We start from the raw sequence: 12,027 nt of genomic DNA, 5'->3' as shown, positions 1-12,027 counted from the left end.
CGACGCCGGGCCTGCACGGCGGCCGCAAGCGGCGTACACTGCCCGGCCCCGTCGCGCGCCCGCGCGCGAGTCCGGGCGGCCCGGAAGGCCCGGGCCCACGACCGTCCGGGCGCGCAAGACGCGGCGGGGAGTCGTGCCTTACGCCATCAGGGGTCCCCACGTTGACGACCACGCTGCTGCAATCCGAACTGCCCGGCCTGCCCTTGCGCCATCGCGGCAAGGTCCGCGATGTCTTCGATCTGCCCGCCGACCGCTTGCCCGCCGGCGCCGCGCCCGGCGGCGACTGCCTGCTGATGGTCGCCACCGACCGCCTCAGCGCCTTCGACGTCGTGCTGCCCGACCCGATCCCGGGCAAGGGCGAGATGCTGTGCCAGATCAGCAATTTCTGGTTCGGCAAGACCGCGCACATCATCCCCAACCACCTCACCGGCATCGAGGTCGCCGCGGTGCTGCCCGACGGCGTCGATCCGGCGCTGTACGCCAAGCGCACGGTGGTGACCAAGAAGCTCAAGCCGGTGGCGATCGAATGCATCGCCCGCGGCTACGTGATCGGCAGCGGCTGGAAGGACTACCAGCGCACCGGCCGGATCAGCGGCATCGCCCTGCCCGGCGGGCTGCGCCAGGCCGAGCAGTTGCCCGAGCCGATCTTCACCCCCTCGACCAAGGCCGCCGTCGGCGACCACGACGAGAACATCGACTTCGACACCGCGGTGCGCACGGTCGGCGCCGAGCTGGCCGAAGCGGTGCGCGACGCGACCTTGCGCCTGTACCGCTACGCCGCCGATTACGCGGCCCAGCGCGGCATCCTGCTGGCCGACACCAAGTTCGAGTTCGGCACCGACGCGGACGGCCGGCTCTACGTCATGGACGAGATGCTGACGCCGGACTCCTCGCGCTACTGGCCGGCCGACCAGTACCAGGTCGGCACCAGCCCGCCGAGCTACGACAAGCAGTTCGTGCGCGACTACCTGGAGACGCTGGACTGGGACAAGACCCCGCCGGGGCCGAACCTGCCGGCGCAGGTGATCGAGCGGACCCGGGCGAAGTACGCCGAGGCGCTGCAGAAGCTGGCGGGCATTTCGGTCGACTGAGCCGGAACGCTGCGAACTGCGAGAGGAAGGGCCGCGCGAGCGGCCCTTCGTCGTTTTGGGGGTGCGTAGCCGGATGTTGTGGCGCCGTGGTTCGGATTGGCGGGAGGGGGCACAGAGGCTACCTGTAGGAGCGGCGCAAGCCGCGACGCGGCCAATGGGCCGCCGAGGCAAGACCGACGACCGGCGTTCCCGCCCGATCGCGCGCCGACGCGCCCCCCAACCCACGCCCCGCCAACTGTCGCCCGCTTTACAGACCCCGCCCGCACCACGCGCGACACTGGCCCCATCGCCGCCAGCTAACTCCCGCCCGCCCCATGCGCGCTACCCTGCCGATCCCCCTCGCCGCAGCCCCGCCTCCGCATGAACATCGGTTACCTGTACCTGGCCGTCGCCATCGCCGCCGAGGTCGTCGCCACCAGCGCGCTGAAGACCTCCGAGGGCTTCACCAAGGCCGGTCCGTCGCTGATCGTCGCCGCCGGCTACGGAGTCGCGTTCTACTTCCTGTCGCTGGTGCTCAAGACCGTCCCGGTCGGGATCGCCTATGCGCTGTGGTCGGGCGTCGGCATCGTGCTGATCTCGCTGATCGGCTGGCTGTTCATGAAGCAGCACCTCGACGCCGGCGCGATCGCCGGGATCGGCCTGATCGTGGCCGGGGTGCTGGTGATCCAGCTATTCTCGAAGTCGGCGGCGCACTGAGCGCCGCGGGCCCGCGCCGGGGCCCGCGCCCGGCCCGTTCGAGCCGTCCGAGCCGCGCGTCCGTCCCGGGCGCCTCGGCCACTCCGCGGGCCGCGCGCCCGCGCCACACCCACGGGAGCCGTCCATGAGCACCCTCGCCCACCCCGCCGCCGTTACGCAACGCCCGATCGACCGCTGGTTCGCCAGCTATTCCGGCGATCACCGCAACGCCACCAACCAGCGCATCCACGTGTTCGCCGTGCCGGCGATCCTGTGGAGCGTGATCGCGCTGCTGTGGTGCATCCCCTCGCCCGACGCGATGTTCCGCCCCGGCGTGTGGGCGGCGCTGCCGATGTTCGCGGCGATGCTGTTCTACTACCGCGCCTCGCGCCCGCTCGGGCTCGGCATGCTGGTCCAGTTCGTCGCGCTGTCGGCGCTGACCTATTGGATCGCGCAGCGCTTCGGCATCCGCACCCTGCTGTGGAGCGCGATCGGCGTGTTCGTGGTGGCCTGGATCGCGCAGTTCATCGGCCACAAGATCGAAGGCAAGAAGCCGAGCTTCCTGACCGACCTGACCTATCTGCTGATCGGCCCGGCGTGGGTGCTGGCCAAGCTCTATCGCAAGCTGGGCTGGTCGTACTGAGCGGCGCGCTCAGCCGGCCAGCATCGGCGGCGGGCTGAACCAGCCGAGCAGCAGCGGGACGCTCAGCACCAGCGCCGTAACCAGCCACCAGGCCAGCGCCGCCGGCAGCGCGAGCGCGCCGGCGCGCGGCCACGACAGCGGCCGGCGCTCGCCGTCGCGCAGCGCCAGGCGCAGGCCGAGGGTCAGGGCCAGCCACGGCAAGGCGGCGATTACGGCGATCTGCAGCCACTGCGGCGCCTGCGCACCGAACAGGCCCCAGGTCAGCGCGGCCGGCATCATCGACATCAACGCGAACTGCACCGCCTGCATCGCCGCGCCGTCGCGCAGCGGCGCGCCGAGCGCGCGCGGCGCGAGGCGCCGCAGCACCCAGGCCACCGGCTTGAGCCACACCAGGAACAAGGCCACGACCAGCAGCGCGATGCACAGCGCGGCGAGGACTACTTTGCCGATCATCGCGATGTCCATGCATTCGTTTCCGTCGGGTTGAAGCCGGCGCGCGTTTCGGCGTGCGGTGTTCGGGGGCGGCCGGTGGCGGCGTGGTTGCGTTGTCGCGGTCGCGGCTTGCGCCGCTCCTACAGTCGGATACGTAGCGGCCGAAGCCCCTGTAGGAGCGGCGCGAGCCGCGACCGCGCCAACGCAACGACCGCGCAACCGCCCCACGCTCAACCGACATCGACCCAGCGCAGCGCCTGCCGCACCACCGCCACCTCGCCCCACAACACCACCACCGACGGCAGCGCCGCCCACAACGCCCGCGGCCACGCCAGCCTGGCCCCGGCCGGATCGGGCAGATACAAGCGCACGCCGACGCCCAGCGCCAGCCACGACAGCGCCACCGCCAGCGCCGCGAACGGCGCGCCCGAGCCCAGCGCCGTGCCGTTCGTGGCGATCAGCGCGGCCACCGCCAGCATCGCCCACAGCACCGCGCCGAACAGCACCGTCCACAGCGCCGCGCCGAACGCCGGCCGCGCGCCGACCGCACGCGCGACCCGCGCGCGCAGCAGCCACGCCGCCGGCGCCAGCCCCAGCACCAGGACCGCGAGCAACGCCAATCCCCAGCCCATCGGTCCCGCAGCCTGCATCGCTTGCCTCACAATGTCCGCCCCATCACGCCATTCGCGTCCGCCCGCAAGGCGGCCACGATAGCCCACCTGTCCCGGCCATGCCCGCCCGCGATCTGCTCCTGCTGCTGCTCGTCGTCCTGTCGTGGGCGATCAACTTCCTGACCTCGGCGCTGGCCTTGCGCGAAATCCCGCCGTTCCTGTTCACCGCGCTGCGCTTCGCCGCGCTGGCGGTGCCGCTGGCGTTCCTGCTCAAGCGCCCGGCGCCCGGGCAATGGCCGCGCCTGGTCGCGGTGTGCCTGTGCATCGGGGTGATGCATTTCGGCCTGAGCTTCAGCGCGCTCAAGGCCGCCGGCGATCTGTCCTCGCCGGCGATCGTGATGCAGAGCTATGTGCCGATGACCGCGCTGCTGGCGTGGTGGCTGCTCGGCGAGCGCTTCGCCTGGCGCACCGGCGCGGCGATCGCGGTCAGCTTCTGCGGCGTGCTGGTGCTGGGCTTCGACCCGATGGTGCTCGACCACCCGCTGGCGGTGGTGCTGATGCTGGTCTCGGCCGGCTTCCTCGCCCTGGGCACGGTGCTGATGAAAGGCCTGCGCGGGCTCGACATGTTCAGCCAGCAAGGCTGGACCGCGCTGATCGCGGTGACGCCGCTGCTGGCGATCAGCCTGTGGCTGGAGCCCGGCGGCGTGGCCGCGCTGCCGCAGGTCGGCTGGGTGGCCTGGGCCGGCGTGGCCTATGCCGCGTTCGTGTCCTCGCTGCTCGGCCACGGTTTGTTCTACGTGCTGGTGCAGCGCCATCCGGTCGCGCAGATCACCCCGTGGCTGCTGCTGGCGCCGGTGATCGCGATCGGCCTGGGCATCGCCTTCTGGGGCGATCGGCCGGGGCCGAGCCTGTGGCTCGGCGGGGCGATGGTGCTGGGCGGGGTGCTGATGATCGCGCTGCGCAATCTGGCCAAGTCGCGCGCGCGCTGAAACGGGCTGGAATGGGCGCAGGCCTGTGTGGAGGCTTTCAGGCCCGATGGTTCGAGGCCTCTGTGGGAGGGCCTTCAGGCCCGATGCTTTCCGGCCGGATCGCGGCGATCCGAAACGAAGGCATCGGGCCTGAAGGCCCTCCTACAGTTCAACCGCGCGGGGGGTCGAACATCTCCGCGCTCGGTCGGAACGGCCGCGGCGCGTAGCCGAAATCGCGCTGCGCCGGCCCGATGTCGAAGGCCATGTCGCTGCGCATGCGCCGCACCGCCGCCTCGCCCAGCCCGGTGGCGCGGCCGGTGGCCTGGGCCGCCAGCAATGCCAGATTGAACAACGGCGAGGGCAGCTCGATCAGCCGCACCGGCGGGCGCAGGCAGGCCAGGGTGCGCGCGACCATGTCGCGATAGCTCAGGGTTTCGCCGCCCGGCACCGCATAGGTCTTGCCGAAGCTCGCCGGCGCCGCCAGCGCCGCGAACGCGGCGTCGGCCAGGTCGTCCACGTGCACCGGCTGGCGCAGGCCGTTGGCGCCGCGCGGCAGCGGGAAATAGCGCAGGCGCCTGGCCAGTTGCGCGATCCGGGTCAGGGTGGCGTCGCGGCCGGCGCCGTAGATCAGGGTCGGCCGCAGCACCGTGGCCGCGTCGCTGCGCGGCTGCGCGGCGGCGAACAAGGCCGCCTCGCCCTCGCGCAGTTCGGCCGCGACCCGGCGCTCCTCGGCGTCGGCCGAACCGCGCTTGGTCTCGGCGCTGGTCGAGCCGAACGCGACCACGCGGCTGGCCTCGATGCCCGAGCCGTCGTACCACCGGGCGAACTTGAGCAGCGGCCCGCAGCTGAAGATCGCGTCCACGCGCTTGGGCAATTCCGGCATGTTCTGCAGATCGCCCTGCAGCCAGTGCAGGCCGGGCCGGTCGGTCTGCTCGCCGCGCGAAATCGCGGTGACCCGCCAGCCGTCCTGGTACAACCGCTGCAGCAGCGGCAGGCCGATCTGGCCGCTGCCGCCGAACACCAATGCGTGCTTCATCCGTTCGTCTTAACCCTGGGCGCCGCCGCGCGCGGGCAATACCGCGCGCAGCCAGAAGTAACCGATCACCGCCGACAGCAGCGAGGCGCCGAGAATGCCGAGAACGGCTTCGTCGAACAAGAGCGGCTCCTGGTAGGCCAGCGAGGCGATGAACAGGCTCATGGTGAAGCCGATGCCGCACATCAGGCCCAGGCCGACCATCGCCCGCAGGTCCATCCCGGCCGGGAACCGGGCCCAGCCCAGCGCGCGCATCGCCAGCGCCGCGCCGACGATGCCGACCGGCTTGCCGACCACCAGGCCGATCACCACGCCCATCGGCAGCGCCGCCAGCATGTCCTTCATCTCGATCCCGCCCAGCGACAGGCCGGCGTTGACGAAGGCGAACAGCGGCAGGATCGCGTAGGCGACCCACGGGTGCAGCGCGTGCTCGAGGGTCTCCAGCGGCGAGTGCTCCTTGTCGTCGTCGATGTTGTTGCGCTTGTCGACGTGCGGAATCATCAGGCCGGTGGCGACGCCGGCCAGCGTCGCATGCACGCCGGACTTGAGCACGCACACCCACAGCACCACGCCCAGCGCCAGGTACGGCCCCAGCGACTTGACCCCGCGCCGGTTGAGCAGCCACATCGCCGCCAGCGCCACCGCCGCCCAGATCAGCGCGGTCACCGACAGGCCGTGCGAATAGAAGAACGCGATGATCAGGATCGCGATCAGGTCGTCGATGACGGCGATGGTCGACAGCAGCAGCTTCATCGCCGCCGGCACGCGCGAGCCCAGCAGCGCCAGCACGCCCAGGGCGAAGGCGATGTCGGTCGCGGTCGGCACCGCCCAGCCGCGCATCGCCGCGGCATCGCCGCGGTTGAACGCGTAGAACAGCAGCGCCGGCGCCGCCACGCCGGCGATCGCGCACACCAACGGCAGCACCAGTTGCGAACGCTCGGCCAGTTGCCCGCTCAGCGCTTCGCGCTTGATCTCCAGGGCCACGACCAGGAAGAAGATCGCCATCAGCCCGTCGTTGATCCACAGCAGCAGCGGTTTGCCGATGTCGAGCGCGCCGATGCGCACCTGCACCGGAATCTCGCGGAAGGCCCCGTAGGCCGATTGCAGCGGCGAATTGGCGGCGATCAGCGCCAGCACCGCGGCGGCGATCAGGACGATGCCGCCAGCGGCTTCGAGGCGGAAGAACTCGCTGAGCGCGCGCAAGGCGCGTCGCGGCGTGCGCGGCGTAGGAGTGGTGATTTCGCTCATCCCGCCATTATAGGCGGGGGGTTTGCATGGAAATTGTGGACGTCGCGCCTATGCGCCCGCGCCCGGCGCGGGCTCAGCCCAGCATCGCCAGTTCCAGGCCGATCCAGGCCAGCAGCGCCAGCACCAGCACCGCGCCCTCGCGCCGGCTGATGCGCAGATCGCCGCGCAGCATCGGATACAGCATCAGCGCGAACACCGCCGCGGCCGGCAATTCGAAGCGCACGAACGACGCCGGCAGCGGCAGCGTGCGCAGCGCGGCCATGCCGCCGAGCACGAACAACAGGTTGAACAGGCTCGAGCCGATCACGTGGCCGACCACGATCTCGCCCTGCCCGCGCCGCGCCGCCGCGATAGCCGCGGCGGCCTCGGGCAGCGCGGTGCCGATCGCCACCGGCAGCAGGCCGGTCAGCAGCGGCGACAGGCCCAGCGCGGCGCCGATGATCGCCGCGTTCGGCGAGCCGAAGCCGCCGGCCGCGGCCGGCAGCGGCGCGTGCAGGCTCCACAGGCCGTGGCCGCCGACGATGAGATACGCGCCCAGGTGCAGCAGCACCGCGGCGATCAGCAGCCGGATCAGATTGAGGCCGAGATGGGTCTGGGTCTGCGCATACGCGGCGATGGCGTCCTGCACCTCGGGCTTCTCGTGGCGGGTGCGCGCGGTGGCGAACACGACCACGGCCACGAACACCACGAGCATGGCCACGCCTTCGCCGCGGCTCAGCGCGCCGTCCAGGCCCAGGCCGATCACGCCCAGCGTTCCCAGCAGCAGCACCAGCAGCAGCGGCGCCAGCGCGCGCCAGCGCACCGTCAGCGGCGCGGCCAGCGCCGCCAGGCCCAGGGTCAGGCCGAAATTGACCACGTTGCTGCCGACCGCGTTGCCCAGCGCCAGCGCCTGCTGGCCGCGCAGCACCGCCTGCAGGTTCACCGCCAGCTCGGGCAGCGAGGTCGCGAAGGCCACCAGCACCAGGCCGGCGGCGAACGGCGAAACGCCCAGGCGCTGGGCCAGCCCCGATGCGCCCTTGACCACCGAGTCGCCGCCCAGGGCCAGCAGCAGCAGGCCCAGCACGAACAGGCCGACAGCTTCGATCATGATTCAACTCCCCAGGGACAGGCCTCGTGGCGATAGTAACCTCGCGCAAGGCTCCTGGAACGGGGGCGGCCGGGCGATCCGGCCTGGAGGGCCGGCCTCAGCGCGCAGCGTCCTCGGCCTCGTCCTCGCCGCCGGGCGGGAAGTTCAGCTCCATGCCGGCGTACAGGCGCACCTCGCGGATCTGCTTGCGGTATTCGTCCAGCGCCGCCTTGCGTTTTTCGGTCCATTTCGCGCGCCTTTCGTCCGAGGTCGCCTCGGTCTCCCACTTGCGGTACAGCTCGACCAGGCCGCGCTGGTGCTCGATCAATGCGGTCAGCGCCGCGATCTTGACCCCGGCGCGCACCGCCTGCGCCGAGGCCTCGTTGGCCTGCGCCTGCAGCCAGACCGAATGGGACAGGTAGTACAGCGCCAGTCCGCCGACCACCGCGGCCATGAAGCCGAAGGAGTCGCCGAACTCGCTGGCCTTGCCGGACACCTGGAAGCACAGCAGCGGAAACAGCGCGCATACCACCATCGCAGCGATGAAAACGCCAAGGCGCGGACGTTGCAGCGAGGATTTCACGGGAGCCTCCATGCATGATCGGTGCGCGACCGAATCTAGCCGCAGCCCTCCACGTAATCCACCTGCGGCGGCAGGCCGATGCGCCAACTTGTGACGCGTCCCGCCGAATCGGTTTCGAACACCAGCGCGCTCGACGTACCCGATGCGTCTTTAATGCGCAGATATTTCGCACCCTGCTCGTACTTGTGCGGCTGGGTTTCGACACGCCCGGCGTAGAGCTTGCCGATCTCGTCCGCGCTCATGCCCTTCTTGCCGCCGCCGGGCGCGATTTCCTTGTCGTTGCCGACATCCAAGCGCACGAACTTGCCGTCTTCGACCATGAAGCCGAACTCGCGCGGATTGCTGCCCCAGATCGGTTGCAGGTAATAGCAGCCGCCGGGTTCGTCGGGCTTGCCCTTGAGTTCGCCGCCCCAGGCCTGTTTGGCTTGCTCGGCGGTCATGCCGAAGCGCAGGTCGCCGTAGCCGTCGAAGCGCGCCTGGCCGGCCGCGGCCGACGGCGGCGGCGAGGACACCGGCGCGGTCGCAGGCGGCACGCTTTCGGCAGGTTGGTCGTCGATCGGCGCGGGATTGACCGGCGGCGCGGCGGACGCCGACTCCTGCGGCGGCGGCGCGGCTTCGCGCTGGCACGCGGCCAGCGCGAGCAGCGCGGCGGCGAGCAGGCCCAGGCGGGCGGGCAGCGAGTTCGGCGCGAGGATCATGGGCGGACTCCGGCGCAAGAGCGCGTTGCGAATGGCCGGAGCAGCCTAGCGGTTTTGCGTGAACGCGGCGAGAAGCGCAGCGGCGTATGCAGGAGGGACTTCAGTCCCGATGCTTTGGTTCCGCGTTTGTGGGAGGGACTTCAGTCCCGATGCTTTACGGCCGGATCGCGAACGCCGGGAGGAAAAGCATCGGGACTGAAGTCCCTCCCACAAAAGCCGCGGCCGCGGGACTGCAATCCCGCGGCCGCGCTCAGTCGCGCTTGGACGGATCGAAATGCTTCTGCAATCCGGCCCAGCACGCCTGGTAATCGCGCTGGCGGTGCGCCGCGTCGAAGGCCTGCGCGGCCGGACGGATCACCGCACGGGTTTCGAACATGAAAGCCATGGTGTCGACGATGACGTGCGGCTTGCTCAGGTCGGCGTGCGAGGCCTTTTCGAAGGTTTCCGCATCCGGGCCGTGGCCGGTCATGCAGTTGTGCAGCGACGCGCCGCCGGGCGCGAAGCCGCCGGCCTTGGCGTCGTACACGCCGTGCACCAGGCCCATGAACTCGCTGGCGACGTTGCGGTGGAACCACGGCGGGCGGAAGGTGTGCTGGGCCACCAGCCAACGCGGCGGGAAGATCACGAAGTCGATGTTGGCCGTGCCGGGCGTGTCGCTGGGCGAGGTCAGCACGGTGAAGATCGACGGATCGGGATGGTCGAAGCTGATCGAGCCGATGGTGTTGAAGCGGCGCAGGTCGTACTTGTACGGCGCGAAGTTGCCGTGCCAGGCGACCACGTCCAGCGGCGAGTGGCCGATGTCGGCGCGCCACAGATGGCCCTGGAACTTGGCGATCAGTTCGAACTCGCCGTCCAGGTCTTCGTAGGCGGCGTGCGGGGTGGCGAAATCGCGCGGATTGGCCAGGCCGTTCGCGCCGATCGGGCCGAGGTCGGGCAGGCGCAGCAGCGCGCCGAAGTTCTCGCACACGTAGCCGCGCGCGGCGCCGTCGAGCAGTTCGACGCGGAAGCGGATGCCGCGCGGGATCACCGCGACTTCCATCGGATCGACTTCCAGCGCGCCCAGCTCGGTGCCGATCAGCAGGCGGCCGAGCTGCGGCACGATCAGCGTTTCGCCGTCGGCGTTGTAGAAGAACCGGCCCTGCATCGAGCGATTGGCCGCGTACAGGTGGATGCCGCAGCCGTGCTGGCCGGCGGCCGAGCCGTTGCCGGCCATGGTGTACAGGCCGTCGACGAAATCGACCGCGCCGCCTTCGGGCAGCGGCAGCGGATCCCAGCGCAGCTGGTCCGGCGACACCGGGCCGTCGCCGAAATCATTGTGGAAACGCGGCTGCGCATACGGCGAGAACGCGCCGTGCATCGCCGCCGGACGGATCCGGTACAGCCAGCTGCGGCGGTTTTCCTTGCGCGGCGCGGTGAAGGCGGTGCCGCTGAGCTGTTCGGCGTAGAGCCCGAACGGCGCGCGCTGCGGCGAGTTCTGCCCTTCCGGCAGCGCGCCGGCGACGGCCTCGGTGGCGAATTCGTTGCCGAAGCCGCTCATGTAGCCGCGCGGCTGCTGGCGCTGGCTGTCGGCGGACGGCAGGGGGATGACGTTGTCGGCGGCGGTGTTCATGACGGGGTTCGACGCTGGGAGGTGGGGACCGGCCTTGCGCAAGGCGGGACGCGCTCGCGTCCCGCCCCGGTGTCGCAAGTTACAGCACGCCGCGGCGCATCTGGTCGCGCTCGATGCTCTCGAACAGGGCCTGGAAGTTGCCTTCGCCGAAACCTTCGTTGCCCTTGCGCTGGATGATCTCGAAGAAGATCGGGCCGATCGCGTTCTGGGTGAAGATCTGCAGCAGCTTGCGCTGGTGGGTTTCCGGGTCGGCGTCGATCAGGATCTTGTTCCTGGCCAAGCGGGCGACGTCCTCTCCATGATTCGGCACGCGCATGTCGATCACGTCGAAGTAGGTGTCCGGCGTGTCCAGGAAGTCCACGCCCTGCGCGCGCATCGCCTCGACCGTGTCGTAGATGTTGTCGGTGAAGCAGGCGATGTGCTGGATGCCCTCGCCCTTGTAGGCGTCCAGGTATTCGTTGATCTGGCTCTTGGGGTCGTTGGACTCGTTGAGCGGGATACGCACGATGCCGTCCGGCGCGGTCATGGCCTTGGACACCAGCCCGGTCTTGGCGCCCTTGATGTCGAAGTACTTGATCTCGCGGAAGTTGAACAGGCGCTCGTAGTAGTCCGACCACTTCTGCATGTTGCCGAAGTACAGGTTGTGGGTCAGGTGGTCGATGAAGGTCAGGCCGAAGCCGGCCGGGTGCTGGTCGGCGCCGGCGATCGGCTCGTAGTCGGCGTAGGCGTCGCCCTTGTCGCCGTACTGGTCCACCAGGTACAGCATGCAGTCGCCGATGCCCTTGACCACCGGCGCATCGATCACGCGGGTGTCGGCGCGGTCGGTCACCGCTTCGCCGCCGTTGGCGAGGACGGCCTCGAGCACTTCGCCGGCCGGCTTCTTGAAGCGGATTGCGAAGCCGCTGGCGCAGGGGCCGTGGGCGTCGGCGAAGGCGGAGGCGAAGCTGTCGGGGGTCTCGTTGACCAGGAAGTTGACCCCGCCCTGGCGGTAGACGGTGACCGGGCGCGACTTGTGCTTGAGCACGGCGGTGAAGCCGAGCTTGCGGAAATAGTCGTGCAGCATCGCACCCTGGCCCTGCGGAGCGGCGAATTCGACGAACTCGAAGCCGTCGATGCCGAGCGGATTTTCGAAGGTGGTGACCTGCATGCCGAGGTTGGGCTGTGCATTCATGGCATTGTTCTCGGGTGGCGGCCGGATCCGCTACGGACGGCCTCAGGGAAAGTGGTCGTTATAGTTTCACATGAAACCATAATCAAGACACAGTGCAGCATGAATCGACCGAATTCCCATTCCGGGGCGCCCGCCCCGTCCGACCCGGCCGCGGCCGAACCGCCGTCCGGCCGCCCCGTCGCCGCGCCCGCGCGCGCCG

The 12,027-nt window shown here is 70.3% G+C and carries 15 protein-coding genes; 6 read left to right on the top strand and 9 right to left on the bottom strand.

Annotated elements, in window-relative coordinates:
* The first annotated feature begins 161 nt into the window (after positions 1-161).
* The 3 genes from A7A76_RS02820 (at position 162) to A7A76_RS02810 (ending at position 2,409) form a co-directional block, all read left to right on the top strand.
* Positions 162-1,091: a phosphoribosylaminoimidazolesuccinocarboxamide synthase gene (locus A7A76_RS02820; protein WP_206409769.1), complete on the top strand. Its 930-nt coding sequence runs from the start codon at positions 162-164 to the stop codon at positions 1,089-1,091.
* A 360-nt stretch (positions 1,092-1,451) separates the two neighbouring features.
* Positions 1,452-1,787 (top strand): DMT family transporter, encoded by a 336-nt coding sequence (locus A7A76_RS02815; protein ID WP_206409768.1) that lies wholly within the window; start codon positions 1,452-1,454, stop codon positions 1,785-1,787.
* 124 nt (positions 1,788-1,911) lie between these two features.
* Positions 1,912-2,409, top strand: a complete 498-nt coding sequence (locus tag A7A76_RS02810; protein ID WP_206409767.1) for a DUF962 domain-containing protein — start codon at positions 1,912-1,914, stop codon at positions 2,407-2,409.
* A 9-nt stretch (positions 2,410-2,418) separates the two neighbouring features.
* On the opposite strand, the gene A7A76_RS02805 is transcribed toward A7A76_RS02810, so the two are convergent.
* Positions 2,419-2,874: a hypothetical protein gene (locus tag A7A76_RS02805; RefSeq protein WP_206409766.1), complete on the bottom strand. Its 456-nt coding sequence runs from the start codon at positions 2,872-2,874 to the stop codon at positions 2,419-2,421.
* A gap of 197 nt (positions 2,875-3,071) precedes the next feature.
* Positions 3,072-3,491, bottom strand: coding sequence for a hypothetical protein (locus A7A76_RS02800; protein WP_206409765.1), 420 nt, complete (start codon positions 3,489-3,491; stop codon positions 3,072-3,074).
* 80 nt (positions 3,492-3,571) lie between these two features.
* Here A7A76_RS02800 and A7A76_RS02795 point away from each other — a divergent pair, with 80 nt between their 5' ends.
* Positions 3,572-4,441 carry a DMT family transporter gene (locus tag A7A76_RS02795; RefSeq protein ID WP_206409764.1) on the top strand — a complete coding sequence of 290 codons (870 nt, stop codon included), beginning with the start codon at positions 3,572-3,574 and terminating at the stop codon, positions 4,439-4,441.
* Between the two features lie 11 nt (positions 4,442-4,452).
* Positions 4,453-4,647, top strand: coding sequence for a DUF6053 domain-containing protein (locus tag A7A76_RS26210; protein ID WP_428995068.1), 195 nt, complete (start codon positions 4,453-4,455; stop codon positions 4,645-4,647).
* On the opposite strand, the gene A7A76_RS02790 is transcribed toward A7A76_RS26210, so the two are convergent.
* From A7A76_RS02790 to A7A76_RS02770, 5 genes are all read right to left on the bottom strand, one after another.
* Positions 4,590-5,456 (bottom strand): NAD-dependent epimerase/dehydratase family protein, encoded by an 867-nt coding sequence (locus tag A7A76_RS02790; protein WP_206409763.1) that lies wholly within the window; start codon positions 5,454-5,456, stop codon positions 4,590-4,592. The genes A7A76_RS26210 and A7A76_RS02790 overlap by 58 nt on opposite strands.
* 9 nt (positions 5,457-5,465) lie before the next feature.
* Positions 5,466-6,701 (bottom strand): Na+/H+ antiporter NhaA, encoded by a 1,236-nt coding sequence (gene nhaA / locus A7A76_RS02785; RefSeq protein ID WP_206409762.1) that lies wholly within the window; start codon positions 6,699-6,701, stop codon positions 5,466-5,468.
* A gap of 73 nt (positions 6,702-6,774) precedes the next feature.
* Entirely contained in the window at positions 6,775-7,788 is a 1,014-nt protein-coding gene (locus tag A7A76_RS02780; RefSeq protein WP_206409761.1) for a sodium:calcium antiporter, read from the bottom strand.
* Positions 7,789-7,885: 97 nt separating this feature from the next.
* Positions 7,886-8,350, bottom strand: coding sequence for a hypothetical protein (locus A7A76_RS02775; protein WP_206409760.1), 465 nt, complete (start codon positions 8,348-8,350; stop codon positions 7,886-7,888).
* Positions 8,351-8,385: 35 nt separating this feature from the next.
* Entirely contained in the window at positions 8,386-9,048 is a 663-nt protein-coding gene (locus A7A76_RS02770) for a lectin (RefSeq protein ID WP_241200688.1), read from the bottom strand.
* A gap of 86 nt (positions 9,049-9,134) precedes the next feature.
* Here A7A76_RS02770 and A7A76_RS26205 point away from each other — a divergent pair, with 86 nt between their 5' ends.
* Positions 9,135-9,356, top strand: a complete 222-nt coding sequence (locus A7A76_RS26205) for a DUF6053 domain-containing protein (protein WP_428995067.1) — start codon at positions 9,135-9,137, stop codon at positions 9,354-9,356.
* Here A7A76_RS26205 and hmgA read toward each other — a convergent pair.
* Positions 9,299-10,585: a homogentisate 1,2-dioxygenase gene (hmgA, locus tag A7A76_RS02765; RefSeq protein WP_206409770.1), complete on the bottom strand. Its 1,287-nt coding sequence runs from the start codon at positions 10,583-10,585 to the stop codon at positions 9,299-9,301. The genes A7A76_RS26205 and hmgA overlap by 58 nt on opposite strands.
* Before the next feature lie 151 nt (positions 10,586-10,736).
* The gene (hppD, locus tag A7A76_RS02760) at positions 10,737-11,804 is read right to left on the bottom strand and encodes a 4-hydroxyphenylpyruvate dioxygenase (RefSeq protein WP_428995069.1); all 1,068 of its coding nucleotides are present in this window, start codon (positions 11,802-11,804) and stop codon (positions 10,737-10,739) included.
* Positions 11,805-12,027 lie beyond the last annotated feature (223 nt).

Origin of the sequence: Lysobacter enzymogenes (genome assembly GCF_017168095.1) — a bacterium.
Lineage (GTDB): Bacteria > Pseudomonadota > Gammaproteobacteria > Xanthomonadales > Xanthomonadaceae > Lysobacter > Lysobacter enzymogenes_D.
Note: the sequence above shows the minus strand (reverse complement) of the source record. Positions and strands in the feature narration are given on the sequence as shown.